We start from the raw sequence: 23,215 nt of genomic DNA on the forward strand, positions 1-23,215 counted from the left end.
GCTCAAGCGCCGCATGAAGCTGACCACGATCCGCTATGTCGGGCTGGCCAAGGCAGCCGCCCAGGTGACGATGGCGGCCATCGCCTTCAACATGCGCCGATGGGCCGCCATCACAGGATAGGTGCGCCCGGATTCCGGCCACACAGGGCCGGACCGCCGCCTGAAACCCCAGACAGGACACCCCAAAACCCAAAAACAAACGAAAACCGGCGCCAAACCCGTTCCCGCCAGCGCTCTCCTGAAACTGCGCAACGGTCCCACAAGGGGAGAAGGGGAAGCCGTCAGGCGGCTCCCGGGCGGCTCTCCATCATCGCGCGACGCACTGACCTGCGCCGCTCGACAGCGTCGGCAAGGCCGTGCAGCACCGTCTCGGTGGTTGCCCAGTCGATGCAGCCATCGGTGATGCTCTGGCCATAGACGAGCGGCTTGCCGGGCATGACGTCCTGTCGGCCGGCGACGAGGTTGCTCTCGATCATGACGCCGATGATGCGCTCGTCGCCTGCCGCGACCTGGCCTGCCACGTTGGCCGCCACCTTTGGCTGGTGCTCCGGCTTCTTGTTGCTGTTGGCGTGGCTGACATCGATCATCAGCCGAGGTGCTACGCCGATCCGGGCGAGTTCCGCACTGGCTGCGGCGACGCATGCGGCGTCATAATTGGGCTGAATGCCGCCGCGCAGGATGACGTGGCAGTCCTCGTTGCCGGTGGTCGTCGCGATGGCGCTGCGCCCGCCCTTCGTCACCGCCATGAAATGATGCGGCTGGGCGGCGGACTTCACCGCCTCGGCGGCGATCCGCAAATTGCCGTCGGTGCCGTTCTTGAAGCCGACCGGGCAGGACAGGCCGGATGCGAGTTCGCGATGGATCTGGCTCTCGGTCGTGCGCGCGCCGATCGCACCCCAGGCGACGAGGTCGGCGATGTATTGCGGGGTGGCCATGTCGAGGAATTCGGTCGCCGCCGGAAGGCCGAGATTGTTAACGGCGGAGAGCACGTTGCGGGCCAGCCTCAATCCCTTGTCGATATTGAAGCTGCCGTCCAGGTCGGGATCGTTGATCAGGCCCTTCCAGCCGACCGTCGTGCGCGGCTTCTCGAAATACACGCGCATCACGATCTCCAGCCGATCCGACAGGCTCTCGCGCAGCGTCGCCAGACGGCTGGCATAGTCTACGGCAGCGGCCGGGTCGTGGATCGAACAGGGGCCGACGACGACTACCAGCCGATCATCAGTGCCGGTCAGCACGGCGTGGGTCGCGTTGCGTGACGCGGCAACGGTCCGCGTGGCCGTCAGCGTGCGCGGTATCTCCCGCATCACCTGGTCCGGCGTACTCAATTCCCTTATTTCCTTGACCCGAAGATCGTCTGTGGTGGTCAACACGGCTTTCTGCTCCTGATTGGGAGACCCGCCGGCTGAAACAAAAAAGCCGCCAGGTCTGGCGGCTGTTCGGATTTTGATGCTGCAATCTTCAGATCGAGCGCAATCCTCCCGCCGCCAGCGAGCTGCCGTAGCTAAAGTACCAGAACGAGGCGGTCAGGTGGATCATGACGCCCATATAATCGAAGCCGAAGCGCTTGTCACGTGCCTGATGAGGAGGAGGTCTACTCCAGCCCATTCGCGATTGGCTGAAGCCTCCCGAACTTCGTCATCTTAGGCGAAAGAGGAGCGAAGCTCCGTCACGGAGACCCTAGGATCCATTCCGTGACTCTAGCCGAAGAGCGCAGTGGGGCAGAATTCTGCACCGCGGCAACGCCTAGAAGTCACGGCATGGATCCTGGGGTCTGCGCCGCGTCGCTACGCTCCTTGCTCCGCCCGTGGATGACGAAGTGATGGGCGTTCCGCTACACTCGCCGACACTACTCCGGCGACGACCCGGCGATGTTCTGGTCGTAGTCGACCAGCGACCCGGTCATGACGCCGGATTGCGGGCTGATCATATAGCTGATCAGCCGGGCAAGCTGGTCCGGCTTCACCAATTGGCCCATCGGCTGCGCAGCCTCGGCCTTTTCCAGCCAGTCGTCAGGCGCATCGTGCCATTTCTTCTGCACGATCGCCTCGCCTTCGGTGTCCATCCAGCCGGGCAGCACGGCGTTGCAGCGGATGCGATTGCCGCGATAGGCATTGGCGACATTCTTGGTCAGCGTCATCAGAGCGCCCTTGCTCGACGAATAGGGCGTCAGGAACGACTGGCCGCAATGCGCCGACATCGACAGCACATTGACGATCGAGCCAGGCGCTTTGTTTTCCAGCAGATGCGCTACCACGCCCTGCATCAGGAAAAACGGACCGCGCACATTGGTCGCAAAGATCGTGTCGAAAAGCTCTTCGCTCGTCTCGACCAGTGAACCGCGGGCCGAGGTGGCGGCGGCGTTGACCAGCGCGTTGATCGTGCCGAAATGAGCGATCGCCGTTTCGACGGCCCGCCTGCAATCGGCCACCTCTGAGACATCGGCGCTGATGAAGATGGCATCGACGCCTGACTCCCTGAGAGCGGCGACCGCCTTGTCGCCTTTCTCCTTGGAGCGGCCGATCAGCGCCAGCGCGCGGCAGCCCTCGTCGGCCAGTGCTTCGGCGACGGCGAAGCCGATACCTTGCGCGCCGCCGGTGACGATGGCGCGTGTTTCGGAATTGCGATCGGCTGAACCGTTCATCGCGTTGCTCCTGTGATAGATGTTGCTCAGTTGTCGAGGCGGACGGTCTTGCCTTCCTTGGCCGATTTCAGCGCCGCATCCGCCAGCCTAAGCGCGACGAGCCCGTCCTTGCCGCTCGGCGCGGCCTTGTTGCCTGATGTCGCCGCTGCGATGAAGGCGGCGATCTCGTTGGCATAGGCGTCGAGGTAGCGGGTCATGAAGAAGTCGTGCAGCGGCGGGCGCGTGTAGCCCTTGTCGTTGGCCAGTTCGATCGACACTGGCCGCTGGTTCTCGGCGGCAACCATGCCCTTCGAACCATGCACCTCGATGCGCTGATCGTAGCCATAGGTGGCCCGTCGCGAATTGGAGATGATGCACTGCTTGCCGGAAGCGGTTTCGAGGATGACGCTGACGCTGTCGAAGTCGCCGGCCTCGCCGATCTTTTTGTCGACCAGCACCGAGGCATGCGCGCTGACCGCCACCGGCTCCTCGCCGAGCAGGAAGCGCGCCATGTCGAAATCATGGATGGTCATGTCGCGAAAGATGCCGCCCGAGCGGCCGATATAGTCGAGCGGCGGCGGGCCGGGATCGCGCGACGTGATGGTCACCATCTCGACCGTGCCGATGGCGCCGTCGTCGATCGCCTTGCGCACGGCGGCGAAATGCGGATCGAAACGGCGGTTGAAGCCGACCATCAAGGTGGCGCCGGCCTTGTCGACCACCGCCAGGCATTTTTCCACCCTGCCGGCGTCCAGGTCGATCGGCTTCTCGCAAAAGATCGCCTTGCCGGCCCTGGCGAACCGCTCGATCAGATCGGCATGGGTGTCGGTCGGCGTGCAGATGATGACCGCGTCGATATCCCCGGCTTTTTCGATGGCCTCGATGGTGCGCACTTCGGCGCCATAGGCCGACGCCAGCTCGGTCGCCGCCTTCTCGAAGGCGTCCGCCACTGCGACCAATTTGGCCTGCGGATTGGAACCCACGGCGCGAGCGTGGACCTTGCCGATACGACCGGCACCGAGAAGAGCGAAGCGAAGAGGCATGGGGTTTCCTTGAGGATGGTTTTAAGAAATGTATCCCGCCCGGTCAGGGCGAGGCACTGAGGTTATGATCACCACAGGTCGACGGACGCCGACGATCCGCTGACCCTACATCCGTCTCTAGGCGGCAAGTTCCGCCTCCCCGGTCTTGGAGCCGGTGATGTAGGAGACGATGTCGTTGCCGTCGGTGTCCTGCTTGCGCAAATTGGCGACGATGCGGCCGCGCCGGAACACGACGATTCGGTCGCAAAGGTCGAACACCTGGCGCATATTGTGGCTGATCAGGATCAGCGGCTCGCCATTGGCCTTGAGCGTGCGGATGATGTTTTCGACCTGCGCCGTCTCCTGCACGCCGAGAGCTGCCGTCGGCTCGTCCATGATGATCAGCTTGGAGGCGAAGGTCGCGGTCCTGGCGATCGCCACGCATTGGCGCTGGCCGCCAGACATATGGCGGATGGTGTTGTTGAGGTTGGGGATCTTCACCGCGGTGCGGACCAGCGCCGCCTCGGTCGCCTTGCGCATGAACTTGCGATCGAGGATCGAGAAGGGGCCGAGATTGAAAAGCACCTTCTCGCGGCCGAGAAACAGGTTCGACGGCACGTCGAGATCGTCGGCGAGCGCAAGGTTCTGGAACACGGTTTCGATGCCGGCCTCGCGCGCCGCGATCGGGCCGGCGAAGTTCACTTCCTGGCCGTCGAACCAGACCTTGCCGCTGGTGCGCTGCTCGACAGCCGTGATCTGACGCACGAAGGTGGATTTGCCGGCGCCGTTGTCGCCCATGATGGCGACATGCTCGCCCTTGCGCAGTTCGAAATTCGCGCCTTCGAGCGCATGCACGCCGCCATAGTATTTGGTCAGGTTCTCGGTCTTCAGGACGATGTCTGACATGATCAAGCCCTCATTGCCCGCAGGCGTTGGCGCCACTGGTCGAGAACGACTGCGCCGATGATGATCACGCCCTTGACCATCTCCTGGTAGTAGGCGTCGAGGCGCAGGAAGGTGAAGCCGGAGATGATGACGCCGAAGATCAGCGCACCGATCACCGTTCCGATGATCGAGCCGCGGCCGCCAGATAGCGAGACGCCGCCGATGACCGCCATGGCGATCGCGTCCAGTTCGTACATCACGCCCATGCCCGCCTGAGCGGTGAGGTTCTTGGAACTCAGCACCACGGCGGCAAGCGAGGCGAGGATGCCGGCAATGACGAAGACGAGGATCTTGTGGTTCTGGACATTGATGCCGGACATGCGCGCGGCGTCTTCATTGGAGCCGATGGCATAACAGTGCTTCCCATACCTGGTGTATGTCATGATCAGCTGGAACAGAATTGCCAGCGATATGAAGATGATGACAGGCATCAGTCCCTTGCCGATCGCCGCGAAGCTCTCGGTGGGAAACGAGATCGGCTGCCCCTTGGACCACCATTTGGCGACGCCGCGCGCGGTGACCATCATGCCGAGCGTGGCGATGAACGGTGGAATGCGCGTATAGGCGACCAGCGAGCCGTTGATCAGGCCCGCCAGCAGGCCGCAGCCGATCGCGACGAGCACCGGCACGATCACTGGCAGGTCGGTCCAGCCCTGTTCGATGAACATCGCCTTGGGGTTAGGGTTGCCGTTGACCGTCGCCACCTGGGCGAAGCTCATGGCGATCATCGCCGTGGCGCCGACGATCGAACCCGAGGAAAGGTCGATGCCGCCGGAAATGATCACCTGCGTCACGCCGATGGCGATGATGCCGACAATCGACACCTGCAGGATGATGATTTGCAGACGCGCCTCGTTGAAGATCGTATCGACATTGGCGCGGGTGTTGAACAGGAAGCTGTCGCCGAGAAAGACCCGGCCTATCAGCTCGAAGGCGCCGACGAGGATGATGAGCGCCAGGAAAACGTTGAATTCGGCAGGCCATGTGCGCTTCTTCGCATCATAGCTTAGTCCGCCGACGCCATGGGTTGTCTGTGACAAATCTTGTTTCCTCCGTCAGCAGTCGCTTCCCGTCGCCTGTCTTCGGCGATGAGGGAAAAGAGGAGCGGCGTTGTCCTTTTGTTTTGAGCATCGGCGGCTTCCACTTTTGGATCCGATGCTCTTGTTTCGAACATCGGATCCGCAAAATGGCCCGATGCTCCGACGCGCCGCTCCCTATCGAAAACCGTCCTCGGCCTCAGTTCTTCTGCAGGAACTTGTCGATGTTTGCCGGCGTGACCAGCTGGAAGGGGATGTAGACCTTCTGTTCGACCGCCTCGCCCTTGGAAAGCTTGAGTGCGGCATCCAGCGCCCCTGCGCCCTGGCCGGCCGCATCCTGGAACACGGTCGCGTCGAGGTCGCCCGCCTGCATTGCGGCAAGCGCGTCCTGGGTGGCGTCCACGCCGCCGACGACAACCGACTTCATGTCGATGTTGGCGGCCTTCATCGCCTGGATGGCGCCGATGGCGCTTTCGTCATTGTTGGCGATCACGCCATCGAACGGTGTGCCGGTCGACAGCCAGTTGGTCATCAGATTCTGCGCTTCCTCGCGCTTCCAGTTCGACGTCTGCTTGTCGATGATCTTGATGAAGCTGCATTCCGGCGTGGCGATGACATCGTCGATGTCCTTGGTGCGCTGCACCGCGGCCTGGTTCGACAGCTCGCCCATGATCACGTAGACATTGGCCTCGGTCTTGCCGGCCTCCTTGAACAGGCGGCAGACTTCCTGGGTTTCGAGAGTGCCGGATTCGACCTCGTTGGAGGCGACGAAGGCCTGGTTGTCCGGCAGCGTGTCGACATTGACCGGCTCGCGGTTGACATAGACCAGCGGAACCTTGGCCGCAGCGGCGGCGTCCGACATTGCCTGGGTGGCCGAGGTGTCGACCGGATTGACGATGATCGCGTCGACGCCCGAGGCGACGAAGTTCTTGATCTGGTCGAGCTGCTTGGCGACGTCGTTCTGCGCGTCCTCGACCTGCAGCTCCACGCCTTCCATGCCCTTGGCCTGCTCGATCATGCCGTTGCGCAGCACGGTCAGGAAGTTGTCGTCGAACAGCGCCATCGACACGCCGATCTTGGCGGCGAGGGCGGACGAACTCATCAGCGCCGAAAACACGACGCCCAAAAGCAGTTTTTTCATTTTATTTCTCCTCCACAGAATTGGTGTCCGGCTGCACCGATCTACCCGGAATCCCCGATCTCCCAGGGAATCTCTCCCGATTGCCATCTCCGTTCCCTGATGGCGATTTCAGCGTTGACTGGAACGCCAAGTCCTCCGCTTGAAACAGATGTTCCGGAACGAAAGAACCAAAATACCTAGTCGGTGAAATATTTATTCCATTCTGCGTGCGGGCGTCAAGGAGATTCCGAAAGCGGATGCTGGATTTTCGGATAACGCGGCTGAGGGCCGGCAAATCTTCTGCAAGAATCCATCAGGCTGATAGTTCACATCATGATGCCCGATCTGAACCTGGATGCCTTGTCTGAGCCCAGACGTTTGCCCGAACCTAGATGTTCTCAGGCAGATAGATATCGAAGGGCAGGAAGGTCTGGCCCGGCGCATTGGCAGCGCCTGCCTCGATGGCATGCGCCATCAGCCCGACAAGCTCGCGGCATAGTGCTGCCAGCGGCGTCGAAATCACCATGGTCAGGATGTTGTCGGCGAGCGCCGCGCGCGATTCGGCGTTGATCTCGTTGCAGACGACCACCGGCATGTTTGCCGGCCTAGCCGCCCGTAGCGCGGAAACCGCGCCTTCCATGCCGCCGCCGGCGACATAGCAGCCGGCAAGATCCGGGTACCGCGCCAGAAGATCGATCATCGCATCATGGGTCACCTGGTTGGCTTCCAGGTTGACCAGCGTCTCCATCACCGTGAATTCCGGCGCATGCTCGCGGAAGAATGATCTGAAGCCGATCTCGCGCAGCTCATGGCCATGGAAGCGATGGCTGCCGACAAAAAGGGCGACCTTGCCGGGCTTTCTCGCCGCCCTGGCGATCATCCAGGCCGCGGTGCGACCGACCTTGCGGTTGTCGAGGCCGACATAGCCCTCCCGGATACCGGCGGCAAAGTCGGACAACAGCGAGAAGACGGGTTGCCCCCTTGCCTTCAGGGTCTCGACGGCTGCCGTTAGCGTCGGATGATCCGGACCGACAAGGGCGACTGCCCGGGATTTCGCCGCTAGCTTGCGCATCTGCGCGGCGATCTCGTCGGGGGCCAGCGAACTGGCGAAATCGATGGTTGCCACGCCGCGGAAGCGCTGCGATTGCGAAACCGCCAGTTCGAGCTCCCGCGCGAAATCGCTGTAGAAAACATCATTGCCTCTCAGCAGCAGAAAGCCGAGCCGGTATTCCGGCAGTTCCTGGCGCATCCGCTGCTTGATCAGCCCGGCGGCGTGGTAGCCGATGCTTGTGGCGGCCTCGTAGACGCGGCGGGCGGTTTCCTCGCGCACCGGCAAGCGGTTGTTCAGCACCCGGTCGACGGTGGCGACGCTGACCCCGGAGATGCGCGCCAGATCGGTGATGGTCGGCCGTTTTGCCATGAGAGTCCTGCCTGATTGCCAGCATACCTCTACACCATTCTGATGGTAAATGATAGAAACTATCTTTGTGATATTGAGCCTATCATGGCTTGGCGCTACTTTGCGACACAAGCACCTGTGGCAGGGGCACCCGTCCTGACGGACGTTGTGCCGACGGAGGCAGCCTCTATGGAAGCGACACTATCCGCAATGCCGTCCCGGCGTGACTACAGCCTGCTCGGCCGCGACGCGAAGCGCGCCGTCGAAACCGGACTGTCGGCGGCCGAGTGGTATCACACCGACGTGCCCCGCAAGCAGATGAAGGAGCTGATGAAGCGGGAGGACGGGCCGGCGATCCGCGATACGATCATCTGGCTCGGCGCCCTGATCCTGAGCGGCGCGGGCGGCGCCTGGTTCTGGGGCACGTGGTGGTGCGTGCCGTTCTTCTTCGTCTATGGCGTCCTTTATGGATCCTCGACGGATTCACGCTGGCACGAATGCGGTCACGGCACTGCGTTCAGGACGCAGTGGATGAATGATGCGGTCTATCAGATCGCCTGCTTCATGATCATGCGCAATCCGGTGACCTGGCGCTGGAGCCATACGCGGCACCACACCGATACGATCATCGTCGGCCGCGATCCGGAGATCGCGGTGATGCGCCCGCCGGATCTGTTGCGCGTCGTGCTCAATGTCTTCGGCATTGTCGATGCCTGGCATGCCATGACCGACATGGTGCGCAATGCGGCCGGCATCATCAGCCCGGCGGAAAAGACCTTCATTCCCGAGCAAGAACAGCCGAAGGCGATCCGTATCGCCCGTATCTGGACCGCGATATATGCCGCGACCATCGCGCTGGCGCTTACTATGGGCTCGTTCCTGCCCTTGATGCTGGTCGGGCTGCCGAGGCTCTACGGCGCCTGGCATCATGTCATGACCGGCCTGTTGCAGCATGGCGGCCTCGCCGAAAATGTCATCGACCATCGCCTCAACAGCCGCACCGTCTACATGAACCCGATCAGCCGCTTCATCTACTGGAACATGAACTACCATGTGGAGCACCATATGTTCCCGATGGTGCCCTATCACGCGCTGCCGAGGCTGCATGAGCTGATCAAGCACGACCTGCCGGCACCGACGCCGTCGATCCTGGCCGGCTACTGCGAGATGGTGCCCGCCTTCCTGCGCCAGTTGCGCAATGAAGACTATTTCCTCAAGCGCGCGTTGCCGCCGACCGCGAAGCCCTATCGTGAAGAGCTTCACAACGATAACCATGCTGTCGCGGCGGCAGCGGAATGATATGCGCCCATGCCGGGCAAGTTGACCAAGCAGAAATCCGCCGGGAGGACCGATGAGCGACTGGGTCGAGGCCTGTGATGCCGAGGACATCGACGAGGAGGACGTGATGCGGTTCGACCATGACGGCCGCACCTTTGCCATCTATCGCAGCCCCGACGACGAGTATTTCGCGACGGACGGTTTGTGCACGCATGAGAAGGTGCATCTGGCCGATGGTCTGGTGATGGATGACATCATCGAATGCCCCAAGCACAATGGCCGCTTCAACTACAAGACCGGGGCGGCCAGGGGCGCGCCGGTCTGCGTCAATCTCAGGACATATCCGGTCAGGATCGACGCCGGCAAAATCCTCATTCAGATCGGGTGACGGTGATGACGAAGGGGATGATCATCATCGGCGCCGGCGAATGCGGCGGGCGGGCTGCGTTGGCGCTGCGCGATCTCGGCTATGACGGGCCGGTGACGCTGGTCGGCGACGAGCCGCATCTGCCCTATGAGAGGCCGCCGCTGTCGAAAGACGCGATGGCCGGCAATGCGCCCGAGATCAAGGCGATCGCCAGCGACGCGGTCCTGGCCGAGAGATCGATCAGGCACATCCATTCGGTTCAGGCGGTGGCGATCGACCGCGCGGCGCATTGCGTGCACCTTTCGGACGGCTCAAGCCTGCTTTACGACAAGCTCTTGCTGGCGACCGGCTCTACCCCGCGCAAGCTGCCAATGCCGGGCCTCGGCGTGCGCTGCGTCTATCTCCGGACCTTCAACGACGCGTTGGCTATTCGCGCGCATCTCAGCGCCGGAAACCGCATCGCCATCGTCGGCGGCGGCTTCATCGGCCTCGAACTCGCCGCCGCGGCGTGCAGGCTGGGGGCTGCGGTCACCGTCGTCGAGGCACAGCCGCGCATCCTGATGCGCGGCGTGCCGGCCGAGATCGCCAAAATCATCCACGAGGCGCATGAAGCCGAAGGCGTGAAAATCCTGTGCGGCGACGGCATCGCCGCGATCGCCGACGACGGCGCCAAGGCGCGCATCGCGCTTGCCGGCGGGCAGAACATCGTCGCCGATCTGGCCGTGATCGGCATCGGCGCCGTGCCGGTGACCGGACTTGCCGCGGAAGCGGGGCTGACGATCGACAACGGCATAGCAGTCGACGCCGAGCTTCGCACCGGCGATCCGGACATCTTTGCCGCCGGCGATTGCTGCTCGTTTCCGCTTGCCGTCTATGGCGGCCGGCGCGTGCGATTGGAAGCCTGGCGCAACGCGCAGGAGCAGGGCGCGCTGGCGGCCAGGAACATGCTGGGCGCCGGCGAGGCTCACGCAGCAGTGCCATGGTTCTGGTCGGATCAGTACGGCCTGACCTTACAGATCGCCGGCCTATCGGACGAGGGCCACAGCACTGTGCGCCGCGACCTCGACGACGGCGCCTTCATCCTGTTCCATTTGGCGCAGGACGGCAGGCTGGTCGCGGCGAGCGGCATCGGCCTGGGCAACACGGTCGCCCGCGACATAAGGCTGGCCGAGATGCTGATCGCCAGGCGGGCGAAGCCGGCGCCGGAAGCGCTCGGCTCGCAAACGGTCAAGCTGAAGTCGCTGCTGGCGGCGTGAGCCGACGCGGGCTCCAGAACCATTTGAGAGAACTGGCGGATGAAAGCTCGTGCGCCCTCGGCCAAATTCGTCCATTACCCTGAACGGATATTGCCATGGCTTATCCATGCTTGGTCCAATCTCATGGCAATCGAGATCTTTTCGGCCGGATCGAATGCGTGGAACCGCTTGCTTTCGGTGCCGCTGCCTCCTGCAGCTCACGCCGAAATTCATCGCGTTTCTCATGGATCGAAGCGATGACCGGTCCTGCCGCCTGCCCCAATCCGATCAGCGCCGCTTCCGACAGCTGCAGGCTGGCCTCGATCGTTTCCGGCACGGCGTCGGTCACGCCGATCGCATAGAGGTGACGCGCGTGGCCAGCATCGCGTGCGCGGGAGATGATGACGATGTCCGTTCTCAGCGCACGCACCTGTTTTACGATCTCGTCGATATCTGCCTTCCCGGCAACCGTTACGATGACGGCTTTGGCGTCCATGAGACCGCAGATCTTCAGGAATTCCGGCTCTGTTGCGTTGCCGTAAAAGACCTCACGTCCGCTTCGCCGGTATGCCGGGACCGCAGCTGCGTCATTGTCCACTGCGATGTAGCGATAGCTATGCCGATCCAGCAGCGAGCAGACGACGTGTCCGACCCGGCCATGCCCTATGACGATCGCATGTCCGGCGACGTCACTTGGTGCGACGGTGAGTTCCGGGTCGAGCGCCCTGGGCTCATGGAACCTCGGCATCAATCGCCGCGCGACCAAACTCAGCGCCGGAATGAGCGTCATCGTGATCGATGTCACCGTCAAGGTGAAGCTTGAGACGTTGGAATCGATAAGTCCGAGCGTGGTTGCCATGCCGATGCCAACGAATGCGAATTCGCCGCCTGGACCAAGGAGCAGGCCTGTTTCGATCGCCGCAGGCCAGGACAGGCGAAATATCCGGGCGAGGCCGGTGAGCAGGAGGACCTTGATGCCGATCAGGCCGACGACAGAGGCAAGAAGCCAGAATGGCTCGCGAGCAAGCTCGCGGAGGTCGATATTCATGCCGACAGTAAAGAAGAACACGCCAAGCAGCAGCCCCTTGAAAGGACCAGCGGCGGTTTCGATCGCCTTGCGAAATTCGGTCTCGGCGAGCAGCAGCCCCGCGATGAATGCTCCCAGCGCCATGGACAGCCCGGCCAGCGCGGCCGCGACCCCGGTACCGACAATCACAAACAACGTCGCGGCCACGAACAATTCAATGGTTCCGGCGGAGGCGACCAATCGGAACAGGGGCCGCAAAAACAGGCGTCCGACGATAGCAATCGCCGTAACGGCAAGCGTAGCATTCAAGAGGGTGAGCGCGAGATTGGCGGTGACCGAGTTGCTCGTGTCGCCACCTAGAATGGAGACAAAGAGCAGGATCGGAATCACGGCCAGGTCTTGCGCCAGGAGCACGGCAAAACTGGCTCGGCCGGCAGCCGTGGCAAGCCGGCCCTGGTGGGAAAGCACCTCGATAACGATCGCGGTCGAGGACAAGGCAAGGCAGGCGCCGAGGATGATCGATACAGTCGCCGAGTTGCCGGCCAGGGCTGCGATGCCGCCGATCACAGCGGCGGAAAGGACGACCTGCAAGCTCCCGAGTCCGAACACCAGGCGGCGCATGGTTTTCAAACGTTCGTAGGATAGCTCCATGCCGACAACAAAGAGCAAGAACACCACGCCGAGTTCGGCGATACCGGCAACATTCTTGGCATCGACGACGGTGACCCAGTACAAGAACGGAAATGCGTTGATGAGGGAGCCCAGGCCCAGTGGGCCAAGGATCGCCCCAGCCGCCATGTATCCGATCACGGTGCTAAACCCAAAACGCCGCATCAACGGAACAACAATGCCCGCCGTCCCAAGTACGACAAGCGCATCGCTATAGGAATCGATATTGATCGGCGCTGCCACTCATCCCTCTGGGTCTGGCTTGATGCACAATTTCCGTACTGGAATACATAGTGTGTGCATAGCCAACAGCCGCCCATGAATTCAATCCTACGCCGTGCCCCTGATCGTCAGGCACGAAGCGTCGGATTTCACCACTAAAACAGCGCCTTCAGCTCCGCCAGCTTATCGTTGACCAGCCACCCATAGTAATTTTCCTCGGGCAGCTTCTCCGGTTCGCCCGCGGCGCGGCGTCTGTCGTTCTCGGCTTTCAGCGCATGGGCGCGCTGTTCGGGATTGCCGACATTGTAGAGCGTCGATGTGATCCCGGGATTGCCCGATATGTCGAAGCCGGCAATGTCTCTGTAGGCATCGATCGATTTGCGGAGCGCCGCCGCGACATAGGACAAGGTGAGGTCCGGGTCCATGATGGTCTTGTAGACCGCATTCGGATCGCCGACGTCGAGCTTCGGCAGGCCGGAAACCTCGCTCACGAGATCGCTCATCTGCAACGCGGTCAGCGGATTGAGCTGGCCGAGGCCGAAGGTCTGGCCGGCATAATAGGGCTGGAAGAAGGTGGCGCCGAAGCGGTCGTCGGGAAAACTCTCCCCGTCGACGTTCTTGCCGCGAAAGGACTGGTTCCACACCTGCTCGCGGCATTCCCAGAGCTCGTAGCTGTCCGATTTGCCGGCGCATTTCTGGAATTGCGGCCGCTGCACGAAATCGGTGATGTCCTCGCCGTCATAGGCGAAGGACAACTTGCTCGACAGATAGGAGATCGCCTTGACGTAGTAGGTCTGCAGCCGGTCGTAGGCATCGACATTGTAGGTGTGCTCGCCGACGATGGCCCCGACGATGTGCATCGGGTCGATGCCATAGGTCGCCGCCGCTTCGCTGATCTTGCCGCGAAGACCGGCGTCGTTCTGCAGCAGTGCATAGACCTTGCGGTATTTCGCCTGGAAGGTGGTGTTGGTGGCCTGGGTGCGCCGGCTCGAGGCGCCCGGTATGTTGGGCTGCTCGGCATTGCGGTTGCCCGGCGGCACCATCGTCGCCGCTTGCGCGGCGAACATGGCTGTCGCCAGCGTCAGCCCGAGAATGACGAGGATCAGTTTTTTCATGCGCCGCCGCCTGTAATAGTCGCCGGGCAAACTAGGTAAAGCTCCAGGTCGAGTCGAGAGCCCCTTCAGTCGCCGAGACGAAAGGTGGCCATATGCTTCCATTTGGCCACACGTTGCAGAATATCCGGGCAGAATCCCCGCCCGCCCGGCACCGGGATTGCTCGGCACTGTCGCCTTACAGGATGAATCGCGACAAATCCGTGTTTCTGGACAAGTCGCCGACATGCTTCTCCACATAGGCGGCATCGATGGACACCGACGTGCCGTGGCGGTCCGGCGCGTCATAGGAGATCTCGTCCAGCACCCGCTCCATCACCGTCTGCAGCCGCCTGGCGCCGATATTCTCGACGCTGGCGTTGAGATCGACGGCGATGCCGGCCAGCGAATCGATAGCGTCGTCTGTGAAGACGAGATCGACGCCCTCGGTCTTCATCAGCGCGATGTACTGCTTGATCAGGCTGGCCTCGGTCTCGGTCAGGATGCGGACGAAATCGTCCTTCTCCAGCGCACGCAGCTCGACGCGGATCGGCAGACGGCCCTGCAGTTCGGGCAGCAGGTCGGACGGCTTGGCAACGTGGAACGCACCCGATGCGATGAACAGGACGTGATCCGTCTTCACCGGTCCGTATTTGGTCGCGACCGTGGTGCCCTCGACCAGCGGCAAGAGGTCGCGCTGCACGCCTTCGCGGGAAACGCCGGCGCCCATGCCGCCCTCGCGCGAGGCGATCTTGTCGATCTCGTCGAGGAAGACGATGCCGTCGTTTTCGGTCGATTCGAGCGCCCTGCGCACCACCTCTTCCTGGTCGAGCAGCTTGTCGGACTCGTCGCCGACCAGCAGCGCGTAGGATTCCTTCACCGTCGTCTTGCGCGTCTTGGTCTTCTGGCCGCCCATCGCCTTCGACAGCATGTCGTTGATGTTCAGCACGCCGATATTGGCGCCTGGCATGCCGGGAATCTCGAAGCCGGGCATGCCGCCAGTGCCGGTGTCGCTCACTTCGATTTCGATTTCCTTGTCGTCGAGCTCGCCGTCGCGCAGCTTCTTGCGGAAGGAGTCGCGCGTGGCCGGGCTCGCCGTCTTGCCGACGAGCGCTTCCAGCACACGTTCCTCGGCATTGACATGGGCGCGCGCCTTGACATCCTCGCGCATCTTTTCGCGCACCAGTCCGATGGCGATCTCGACCAGGTCGCGGATGATCTGCTCGACGTCGCGGCCGACATAGCCGACCTCGGTGAACTTGGTCGCCTCGACCTTGACGAACGGCGCACCGGCAAGGCGCGCCAGCCGGCGCGAGATCTCGGTCTTGCCGACGCCGGTCGGGCCGATCATCAGGATGTTCTTCGGCATCACCTCTTCGCGCATCTGGCCTTCGAGCTGCTGGCGGCGCCAGCGGTTGCGCAAGGCGATGGCCACGGCGCGCTTGGCGTCCTTCTGGCCGATGATGAAGCGATCGAGTTCCGAAACGATTTCGCGGGGCGAGAATGTGCTCATATCACTAAATTCCACTTTGCCACTGCCGGATGGACTCGAACGGATGCAGCAGCATGATCACGTTGAGCGTCAGATTGTCCCTGATGATGGTGCCGACACCGAATTCGAAGATGAGGGCGAGGGTCACGATCACCCATATAGGAAGCTTGCGCGCCATCACAAATCCCAGCACCATCGCCAGCGTGTCCGCCACCGAATTGATGATGCTGTCGCCATAGTAATCCAGGGAAATTGTGCCGGCGCGATAGCGCTCGATGATCAGAGGACTGTTCTCGAGAAGCTCCCAGCCGCCCTCTATGACCACCGCGAATGCTAGCCTGAGCCCGATCGGCGAGCGCGGGAACAGAAACCACGCCAGCGCATAGAACAGGAAGCCGTGGATGAGGTGGGAGAATGTGTACCAGTCGGAAATGTGCTGGGAATTTTCCGAGCTCTGCACAACGCCGTGCCAAAGCTTGACATAGCCGCATGTGCAGATCGGCGTTCGACCCATAAGGTAGAGGGCCACGGCCTGGAAGATTATCAGGCCGAGGACGAGCAGAAGTCCCATCCGCCAGCTGTCTTCATAGGCCGAGACGGTCTTGTCGCCGCTGGTTGTGCTCATGCTGTTACTGCCCCTCTTCGACGCCGCCCTCTTAGGCATTGCCCTCTTCGGCATCGCCCTCGGCATCGATTGCCATCAGCACGGCGTCGCCATATTCCGACCGCCTGCGATCGATAGCCCGGAAACCGGCCTTTTCATAGGCGCGGATGGCTCGTCCGTTTGCCGGATCCGGATCGATGATGACGCGCGGCGCCCCTTCCTCGAACAGCTGCTCCACGAACTGCCGGACAATTGCCGAGCCGTGCCCGCGCCCGACAAGCTCAGGCCTGCCGATCGACAGATCGATGCCGAGCGTGCCGAACGGCTGGTCGCTATAGGGATGGCCATCCTCCAGATGCGGGTCGTAGCTTTGCATGTAGCCGATCGGCTCGCCGTCGAGTTCGATGATCAGCGGTTCGACGGAAATGCTGTCGATATGTTCGCGGATCTGGGCGATCTCCGTCTCGGGATCGTCCCACCACTCGGCGACATGCGGCTCGGCCAGCCAGCCGGCGATCATCGGCAGGTCCGCCTCAGTCACCGGCCGAAAATCGTACAGCGCGGCCCGCTCAGCCGGCATCGAGCGTTTCGATGACGAAGTTGTTGTTGGTGTAGACGCAGATTTCGGATGCGATCTGCATCGCCTTGCGGGCGATCTCTTCGGCATCCTTGTCGCTGTCCATCAGCGCGCGCGCCGCGGCCAGCGCGTAATTGCCGCCCGAACCGATCGCCATGACGCCATGTTCGGGTTCGAGCACGTCGCCGGTGCCGGTCAGCGCCAGCGAGACCGACTTGTCGGCAACCAGCATCATCGCTTCCAGCCGGCGCAGATAGCGGTCGGTGCGCCAGTCCTTGGCAAGCTCGACGCAGGCCCGCGTCAACTGATCCGGATATTGTTCGAGCTTGGCTTCCAGCCGCTCCAGAAGCGTGAAGGCATCGGCGGTGGCGCCGGCGAAACCGGCAATGACGTTGCCGCCCTTGCCGATGCGGCGCACCTTCTTGGCGTTGCCCTTCATGATGGTCTGGCCGAGGCTGACCTGGCCGTCGCCGGCGATCACCACCTTGCTGCCCTTGCGCACCGTCACGATGGTCGTGGCGTGCATGGTCAGTTCATCAGACATTTTCTGCTCCGATCAACACCGATCCCGAAAGGCGATTGGCGCGTTACGAGTGGACTTGATCGGCCATATGTATGCATAGGTCCGATGATTGCAAACCGGTCATCCGCCAGTCCCGATACCGCTTGGCTTGGTAACTGGCAATCGCCGGATCATGCTGCTAGAAGGCTCTCGTTTTCAAGCAAGTGAACGCTTGGACTGAACTCTGGACAAGGATGAGGTCATGCCGCCCCGTTCCGCCGAAGCAAGCCGCAAGACGAAGGAAACCGATATCTCCGTATCGGTCCACGTCGACGGCTCGGGCAAATCCGATATTACGACGGGCGTCGGCTTCTTCGACCATATGCTGGACCAGCTTTCGCGCCATTCGCTGATCGATATGACGGTCAAGGCCAAGGGCGATCTGCACATAGACGACCACCACACGGTCGAGGACACCGGCATCGCGCTCGGCCAGGCGCTGGCCAAGGCGCTGGGCGAGCGGCGCGGCATCATGCGCTATGCCTCGATCGATCTCGCCATGGACGAGACGCTGACGCGCGCGGCGATCGACGTCTCCGGCCGTCCTTTCCTTGTTTGGAACGTCGCGTTCTCGTCGCCGAAGATCGGCACGTTCGACACCGAACTGGTGCGCGAATTCTTCCAGGCCCTGGCGCAGAATGCCGGCATCACATTGCATGTCACCAATCACTACGGCGCCAACAATCACCACATCGCCGAGACCTGCTTCAAGGCCGTGGCCCGTGCGCTGCGCTTCGCGCTTGAAAGCGACCCGCGCCAGCCGGACGCGGTTCCTTCCACCAAGGGATCTCTGAAGGGATAGCCTGATGGCCATCTACGTCGTGATGGAACCGCCGGGCCGCGGCGAAAAGCCTGACACAACGGTCTTTGTCCGTGACGGGTTTTCCTGGCTCGGTTTCCTCGTGCCGCCGCTGTGGCTGCTCTGGCACCGGTTGTGGATCGAGGCCGCACTGGCCTTCGTCGCCATGGCGGTTCTTTCGGTGGTTGCCGAAAGGTTGAGCCTTGGGCTGGCCGGCTCGCTTTTGTCGCTGCTGGTATCGCTCTATGTCGGGCTGGAAGGGCAGGCCTTGCGGATCGCCGCATTGCGCCGCCGTGGCTGGCATGAATGGGGCGTGGTCGAGGCCGGCAGGCTCGACGACGCCGATATGCGCTATGTTATGGAAGCCGAAGCGCACCTGGATGAGCAAGCGCCCGCGCAACGCATCGTTCCGGACGCCGCCCTTGCCCGGCCGTCGCAGACGGGCATGGCGCTGGGGCTGACCCACACGCCGGGAAAACCCTGACATGCGGGTCGCGATCATCGACTATGGCTCGGGCAATTTGCGCTCCGCCACCAAGGCCTTCGAGCGCGCCGCGCATGAAGCCGGCATCGCCGCCGCCATTGAGTTGACCGCCGATGCCGAGCGTGTCAGAACCGCCGACCGCATCGTCTTGCCCGGCGTCGGCGCCTATGCCGATTGCGCGGCCGGGCTGCGCACCGTCACCGGCATGTGGGAAGCCGTGGAGGAGGTCGCGATCGTCAAGCGGCGGCCGTTCCTCGGCATCTGCGTCGGCATGCAGTTGATGTCGGAGCGGGGCCTGGAAAAGACGGTGACAAGAGGCTTTGGCTGGATCGCCGGCGACGTCAAGGAGATCACGCCGGCCGATCCGGCGCTGAAGATCCCGCAGATCGGCTGGAACACGATCGAGCTCACGCGCAAGCATCCGTTGTTTTCCGGCATTCCGACCGGCGCCAAGGGGTTGCACGCCTATTTCGTCCACTCCTATCATCTCGACGCGCAGAAGCCGGACGAGGTGCTGGCGATTGCCGACTATGGCGGTCCGGTGACGGCCGCTGTCATCAGCGACAATCTGGCCGGCACGCAGTTCCATCCCGAAAAGAGCCAAGCGCTTGGCCTGGCGCTGATCACCAATTTCCTGCGCTGGAAGCCCTAGTTTCAAAAGGACAAAATCATGAGCAAGAAGGGCTACTGGATGGCGATGGTCGATGTCCGCGACCCTGAGGTCTACAAGCAGTATATCGAGGCGAACGCGGCGGCTTTTGCGAAATACGGCGCGAAGTTTGTCGTGCGGGCCGGGCGTTACGCGAACCCGGAAGGGCCGACAGGCAATCGCCATGTGCTGGTGGAGTTCGAGACCTACGACCAGGCGCTAGCCTGCTACGAATCGCCTGAATACCAGGAGGCGTCCAAGTACAGGCTTGCCGCCTCGACCGGTCACTTCGTCATTGTCGAAGGCGCCTGAACGGTGATCCTGTTCCCGGCAATCGACCTCAAGGACGGCAAGTGCGTGCGCCTCAAGCACGGCGACATGGCGACCGCCACGATCTACAATGACGATCCGGCCGCGCAAGCCGGAGCCTTCGAAGAACAGGGCTTCGAATGGCTGCATGTCGTCGACCTCAACGGCGCGTTCAAGGGCCAGAGCGTCAACAGCGCGGCGGTCGGCGCCATCCTCAAGGCGACGACGAACCCGGTGCAGCTTGGCGGCGGCATCCGCACGCTGGCGCAGATCGAGGACTGGCTCGATCGTGGTTTGGCCCGCATCATTCTCGGCACGGTGGCTGTGCGCGATCCCGATCTGGTCAGACAGGCCTGCAAGGCATTCCCGGACAGGATCGCCGTCGGCATCGACGCCAAGGGCGGCAAGGTGGCGGTCGAGGGTTGGGCAGAGGCCTCTAGCCTCGGCGTCATCGAACTGGCGAAGAAGTTCGAGGGCGCCGGCGTCGCCGCCATTATCTACACCGATATCGATCGCGACGGTGTGCTGACCGGCATCAACTGGGACGCCACCATCGATCTCGCCGAAGCGGTTTCGATCCCCGTCATCGCCTCTGGAGGTCTGGCCTCGATCGTCGATATCGTACGCATGACCATGCCCGATGCGCAAAAACTCGAAGGCGCCATCTCCGGCCGCGCGCTTTACGACGGGCGTATCGATCCGGCCGAGGCGCTGGCGATATTGGCGGCGGGATCGGAGAAGGCGAGGGCGCGATGAAACTCTCGATCATCCTCGCACCCTATGACAGCGGCCTTTACCACGCCGGCTGTGGTCAGGGCCCTGACGCCATCCTTGCCGGCGGCCTTGTCGATGAACTTGTTTTGCGCGGCCACGATGTCATCGTCGAGGACATCGGCGAGGTCGGCGATGCCCAGAAACGCGAAATCGCGACAGGCTTCGCGGTTTGTCGGGCAGTCGCCACCAAGGTCGATCTGGCGCGCGACGATGAGCGGTTTCCCATCGTGTTCACCGGAAATTGCCTGACCGCCGCCGGTGCGGTGGCTGGCGATGCCGCGGATTCGATCATCTGGATCGATCAGCATGGCGATCTCAACACGCCCGAGACGTCCACCTACGGCTTCCTCGACGGCATGGCGCTGGCGACGACACTAGGGCTGTGCTGGCGCCCGATGACGTCGGCGATTCCTGGCTTCCAGGCGATAGACCCGTCACGATGCATGCTGGTCGATGCGCGCGATCTCGATCCCGACGAAAAGCGCTTACTGGACACATTGCCGATTATTCGCACCCAATGTGCCGATGCGCTGGACACTCTCGGAAAGCTGAAGGCGGCCGGCGCGGTTCGTGCACATCTGCATCTGGACCTCGACGTTCTCGATCCGGACGTGCTGCAGGTGAATCGTTACACGAAATCAGGCGGTCCAAACCCGGATCAGCTGCAGCAACTGGTTTGCGGGCTGGCCAGGTCGATCCCGATTGCCGGCGTCACCATCTCCGCCTACGACCCGGCATTTGACGCCAAAGGTGAGGTTCCGCCTGTCGTCGGGCAATTGCTTGGCGATCTTCTTGCAGCGATCGAGAGAACCTGATGCTGAAAGCCCGCGTCATCCCCTGTCTCGACGTCAAGAACGGCCGCGTCGTCAAGGGCGTCAACTTCGTTGATCTGGTCGATGCCGGCGATCCGGTCGAGGCGGCAAAGGCCTATGACGCCGCCGGCGCCGACGAGCTTTGCTTTCTCGACATCACCGCGTCGTCCGAAAATCGCGAGACGATCTTCGACATCGTCGCCCGCACCGCCGAACAATGCTTCATGCCGCTGACCGTCGGCGGCGGCGTACGCCAGGTCGCCGACATAAGGAAGCTGCTTTTGGCCGGTGCCGACAAGGTGTCGATCAATACGGCGGCGGTGAAGAATCCCGATTTCGTCGCCGAGGCCGCCGACAAGTTCGGCAACCAGTGCATCGTCGTCGCCATAGACGCCAAGAAAGTGTCCGGCGAAGGCGAGGCCGACCGCTGGGAGATTTTCACCCATGGCGGCCGCGAGAAGACCGGCATCGACGCTGTCGAGTTCGCTCGGCGGATGGTCGATCGCGGCGCCGGCGAGATACTGCTGACGTCGATGGATCGCGACGGCACCAAGGCCGGCTATGACATTGCGCTGACCCGTGCTGTAGCCGACGCCGTGCGTGCGCCGGTCATCGCCTCCGGCGGCGTCGGCACGCTCGAGCACATGGTCGAGGGCATTCGCGACGGCCATGCGGGTGCGGTGCTGGCGGCATCGATCTTCCATTTCGGCACGTACAGCATTGCCGAAGCCAAGGCGCACATGGCCCGCGCCGGCCTGCCGATGCGACTGGACTCATCAGGCGATCGGCTCTAAACGGCGCCATGGCTGAGTTTTCGCTCTCCGATCTGGAGACAATCATCAGGGAACGCGCACATTCCGGCGATCCGGATTCGTGGACGGCAAAGCTGTTCGCGCGCGGCATGGACAAGGCGGCGCAGAAGCTCGGCGAAGAGGCGGTCGAAACGGTGATCGCGGCCGTTGGGGGTGACAGACAAGCTCTCGTTTCGGAAAGCGCCGATCTTATATATCATTGGCTCGTCGTTCTCGGTATCGCAGGTGTTCCGCTAAGCGACGTGCTCAAGGAGCTCGAAACCCGCACCGGGCGTTCGGGCATCGCCGAAAAGGCGTCTCGGCAGGACCGGGGCTGATCGCTGCGGAGGGCAGAAAACTCGATGGACCAGCTCGCCCCCACCGAGAAATATTCGCCTTATCGATTCTTTTCGGCCGAGCAATGGTCGCAGTTCCGCGCTGACACGCCGCTGACGCTCAGCGAAGATGAAATCAACCGCCTGCGCTCGCTCAACGACCCGGTCGACCTCGAAGAGGTCAAGCGCATCTATCTTTCGCTGTCGCGGCTTTTGTCGGCCCATGTCGAGGCGAGCCAGCTTCTGTTCAGGCAGCGCCAGGCGTTCTTCAACGCGGTGGATATCGTCAAAACGCCCTTCATCATCGGCATTGCCGGCTCTGTCGCGGTCGGCAAATCGACCACGGCGCGCGTGCTCAAGGAATTGCTGGCGCGCTGGCCGTCGAGCCCCAAGGTCGATCTGATCACCACCGACGGATTCCTGCTTCCCAACGAAATCCTGCGCCGCAACAATCTGATGGAGCGCAAGGGCTTTCCCGACAGCTACGATGTCGGCGCATTGCTGCGTTTCCTGTCGGGCATCAAGTCGGCGCAGCGCAATGTCCGCGCGCCGGTCTATTCGCACCTGACCTACGACGTCGTTCCCGGCGAGTTCCAGACCATCGACCGGCCGGACATATTGATCTTCGAAGGCATCAACGTCCTTCAGCCGGGCAAGCTGCCGAAGGACGGCAAGATCGTGCCTTTCCTGTCGGATTTCTTCGATTTCGCGATCTATATCGATGCTGAAGAGGAGCTGATCCATCATTGGTACATCGCCCGCTTCATGCGGCTGCGCGAAACCGCCTTCCGCGATCCGGACTCGTTCTTCCACCGCTATTCGCAACTTTCGCAAGAAGCGGCCCGCGCCATCGCCGAAGGCCTGTGGGCCAACATCAACCTGAAGAATTTGCGCGAGAACATCCTGCCGACGCGGGCGCGGGCCGATCTCATCCTGCGCAAGGGCGCCAATCACCTGGTCGAGGAAGTGGCGCTCAGGAAGCTGTAACGAAA

The 23,215-nt window shown here is 62.4% G+C and carries 26 protein-coding genes; 12 read left to right on the forward strand and 14 right to left on the reverse strand.

Annotated features, from left to right (window positions below):
* Positions 1–281: 281 nt before the first annotated feature.
* From IQ26_RS22500 to IQ26_RS22530, 8 genes are all read right to left on the reverse strand, one after another.
* Positions 282–1,373 (reverse strand): 3-deoxy-7-phosphoheptulonate synthase, encoded by a 1,092-nt coding sequence (locus IQ26_RS22500; protein ID WP_145720539.1) that lies wholly within the window; start codon positions 1,371–1,373, stop codon positions 282–284.
* A gap of 88 nt (positions 1,374–1,461) precedes the next feature.
* The gene (locus IQ26_RS39180; protein WP_156090944.1) at positions 1,462–1,608 is read right to left on the reverse strand and encodes a hypothetical protein; all 147 of its coding nucleotides are present in this window, start codon (positions 1,606–1,608) and stop codon (positions 1,462–1,464) included.
* Positions 1,609–1,849: 241 nt separating this feature from the next.
* Positions 1,850–2,644, reverse strand: coding sequence for an SDR family oxidoreductase (locus tag IQ26_RS22505; RefSeq protein WP_145720540.1), 795 nt, complete (start codon positions 2,642–2,644; stop codon positions 1,850–1,852).
* A 26-nt stretch (positions 2,645–2,670) separates the two neighbouring features.
* Positions 2,671–3,666: an inositol 2-dehydrogenase gene (gene iolG, locus IQ26_RS22510; protein WP_145720541.1), complete on the reverse strand. Its 996-nt coding sequence runs from the start codon at positions 3,664–3,666 to the stop codon at positions 2,671–2,673.
* A 117-nt stretch (positions 3,667–3,783) separates the two neighbouring features.
* Entirely contained in the window at positions 3,784–4,551 is a 768-nt protein-coding gene (locus tag IQ26_RS22515; RefSeq protein ID WP_145720542.1) for an ATP-binding cassette domain-containing protein, read from the reverse strand.
* A gap of 2 nt (positions 4,552–4,553) precedes the next feature.
* The gene (locus IQ26_RS22520) at positions 4,554–5,630 is read right to left on the reverse strand and encodes an ABC transporter permease (RefSeq protein WP_145720543.1); all 1,077 of its coding nucleotides are present in this window, start codon (positions 5,628–5,630) and stop codon (positions 4,554–4,556) included.
* A 196-nt stretch (positions 5,631–5,826) separates the two neighbouring features.
* Entirely contained in the window at positions 5,827–6,768 is a 942-nt protein-coding gene (locus IQ26_RS22525; protein WP_145720544.1) for a sugar ABC transporter substrate-binding protein, read from the reverse strand.
* A 367-nt stretch (positions 6,769–7,135) separates the two neighbouring features.
* Positions 7,136–8,167: a LacI family DNA-binding transcriptional regulator gene (locus IQ26_RS22530; RefSeq protein ID WP_145720545.1), complete on the reverse strand. Its 1,032-nt coding sequence runs from the start codon at positions 8,165–8,167 to the stop codon at positions 7,136–7,138.
* Between the two features lie 168 nt (positions 8,168–8,335).
* On the opposite strand from IQ26_RS22530, the gene IQ26_RS22535 reads away from it, so the two are divergent.
* The 3 genes from IQ26_RS22535 to IQ26_RS22545 are packed head-to-tail and all read left to right on the forward strand — an operon-like array spanning position 8,336 to position 11,047.
* Entirely contained in the window at positions 8,336–9,445 is a 1,110-nt protein-coding gene (locus tag IQ26_RS22535; protein ID WP_145720546.1) for a fatty acid desaturase family protein, read from the forward strand.
* 52 nt (positions 9,446–9,497) lie between these two features.
* The gene (locus IQ26_RS22540; RefSeq protein WP_145720547.1) at positions 9,498–9,812 is read left to right on the forward strand and encodes a MocE family 2Fe-2S type ferredoxin; all 315 of its coding nucleotides are present in this window, start codon (positions 9,498–9,500) and stop codon (positions 9,810–9,812) included.
* 5 nt (positions 9,813–9,817) lie between these two features.
* On the forward strand, positions 9,818–11,047 hold the full coding sequence (locus IQ26_RS22545) for an NAD(P)/FAD-dependent oxidoreductase (protein ID WP_145720548.1): 1,230 nt from the start codon (positions 9,818–9,820) through the stop codon (positions 11,045–11,047).
* Positions 11,048–11,168: 121 nt separating this feature from the next.
* On the opposite strand, the gene IQ26_RS22550 is transcribed toward IQ26_RS22545, so the two are convergent.
* From IQ26_RS22550 to hslV, 6 genes are all read right to left on the reverse strand, one after another.
* Positions 11,169–12,965: a cation:proton antiporter domain-containing protein gene (locus IQ26_RS22550; protein ID WP_145720549.1), complete on the reverse strand. Its 1,797-nt coding sequence runs from the start codon at positions 12,963–12,965 to the stop codon at positions 11,169–11,171.
* Between the two features lie 134 nt (positions 12,966–13,099).
* Entirely contained in the window at positions 13,100–14,059 is a 960-nt protein-coding gene (locus IQ26_RS22555) for a DUF1402 family protein (RefSeq protein ID WP_145720550.1), read from the reverse strand.
* 175 nt (positions 14,060–14,234) lie between these two features.
* Entirely contained in the window at positions 14,235–15,548 is a 1,314-nt protein-coding gene (gene hslU / locus IQ26_RS22560) for an ATP-dependent protease ATPase subunit HslU (RefSeq protein WP_145720551.1), read from the reverse strand.
* Positions 15,549–15,552: 4 nt separating this feature from the next.
* Positions 15,553–16,152, reverse strand: a complete 600-nt coding sequence (locus IQ26_RS22565) for a DUF2585 domain-containing protein (protein ID WP_145720552.1) — start codon at positions 16,150–16,152, stop codon at positions 15,553–15,555.
* Between the two features lie 31 nt (positions 16,153–16,183).
* Positions 16,184–16,711: a GNAT family N-acetyltransferase gene (locus tag IQ26_RS22570; RefSeq protein ID WP_145720553.1), complete on the reverse strand. Its 528-nt coding sequence runs from the start codon at positions 16,709–16,711 to the stop codon at positions 16,184–16,186.
* Positions 16,701–17,252, reverse strand: a complete 552-nt coding sequence (hslV, locus tag IQ26_RS22575) for an ATP-dependent protease subunit HslV (protein WP_145720554.1) — start codon at positions 17,250–17,252, stop codon at positions 16,701–16,703. The genes IQ26_RS22570 and hslV overlap by 11 nt, the downstream gene beginning before the upstream one ends.
* A 220-nt stretch (positions 17,253–17,472) precedes the next feature.
* Between hslV and hisB the strand changes: the two genes are divergently transcribed.
* From hisB to coaA, 9 genes are read left to right on the forward strand one after another with little or no spacing between them, the layout of a single operon-like run.
* On the forward strand, positions 17,473–18,072 hold the full coding sequence (gene hisB / locus IQ26_RS22580) for an imidazoleglycerol-phosphate dehydratase HisB (RefSeq protein ID WP_145720555.1): 600 nt from the start codon (positions 17,473–17,475) through the stop codon (positions 18,070–18,072).
* A 4-nt stretch (positions 18,073–18,076) separates the two neighbouring features.
* Positions 18,077–18,553 carry a DUF2628 domain-containing protein gene (locus tag IQ26_RS22585; protein ID WP_145720556.1) on the forward strand — a complete coding sequence of 159 codons (477 nt, stop codon included), beginning with the start codon at positions 18,077–18,079 and terminating at the stop codon, positions 18,551–18,553.
* 1 nt (position 18,554) lies between these two features.
* Positions 18,555–19,205, forward strand: a complete 651-nt coding sequence (gene hisH, locus IQ26_RS22590) for an imidazole glycerol phosphate synthase subunit HisH (protein ID WP_145720557.1) — start codon at positions 18,555–18,557, stop codon at positions 19,203–19,205.
* Positions 19,206–19,223: 18 nt separating this feature from the next.
* Complete coding sequence (locus tag IQ26_RS22595; protein WP_145720558.1) at positions 19,224–19,514, forward strand: DUF1330 domain-containing protein; 291 nt, start codon at positions 19,224–19,226, stop codon at positions 19,512–19,514.
* Between the two features lie 3 nt (positions 19,515–19,517).
* Complete coding sequence (gene hisA / locus IQ26_RS22600) at positions 19,518–20,267, forward strand: 1-(5-phosphoribosyl)-5-[(5-phosphoribosylamino)methylideneamino]imidazole-4-carboxamide isomerase (RefSeq protein WP_145720559.1); 750 nt, start codon at positions 19,518–19,520, stop codon at positions 20,265–20,267.
* Positions 20,264–21,100, forward strand: a complete 837-nt coding sequence (locus IQ26_RS22605; protein WP_145720560.1) for an arginase family protein — start codon at positions 20,264–20,266, stop codon at positions 21,098–21,100. The genes hisA and IQ26_RS22605 overlap by 4 nt, the downstream gene beginning before the upstream one ends.
* Entirely contained in the window at positions 21,097–21,891 is a 795-nt protein-coding gene (hisF, locus tag IQ26_RS22610) for an imidazole glycerol phosphate synthase subunit HisF (protein ID WP_162458046.1), read from the forward strand. The genes IQ26_RS22605 and hisF overlap by 4 nt, the downstream gene beginning before the upstream one ends.
* A gap of 8 nt (positions 21,892–21,899) precedes the next feature.
* Complete coding sequence (locus IQ26_RS22615) at positions 21,900–22,226, forward strand: phosphoribosyl-ATP diphosphatase (RefSeq protein ID WP_145720562.1); 327 nt, start codon at positions 21,900–21,902, stop codon at positions 22,224–22,226.
* Between the two features lie 24 nt (positions 22,227–22,250).
* Positions 22,251–23,210: a type I pantothenate kinase gene (gene coaA, locus IQ26_RS22620; protein ID WP_145720563.1), complete on the forward strand. Its 960-nt coding sequence runs from the start codon at positions 22,251–22,253 to the stop codon at positions 23,208–23,210.
* Positions 23,211–23,215: the final 5 nt, after the last annotated feature.

The organism is Mesorhizobium tianshanense, assembly GCF_007830515.1.
Taxonomy (GTDB): Bacteria; Pseudomonadota; Alphaproteobacteria; order Rhizobiales; family Rhizobiaceae; genus Mesorhizobium; species Mesorhizobium tianshanense.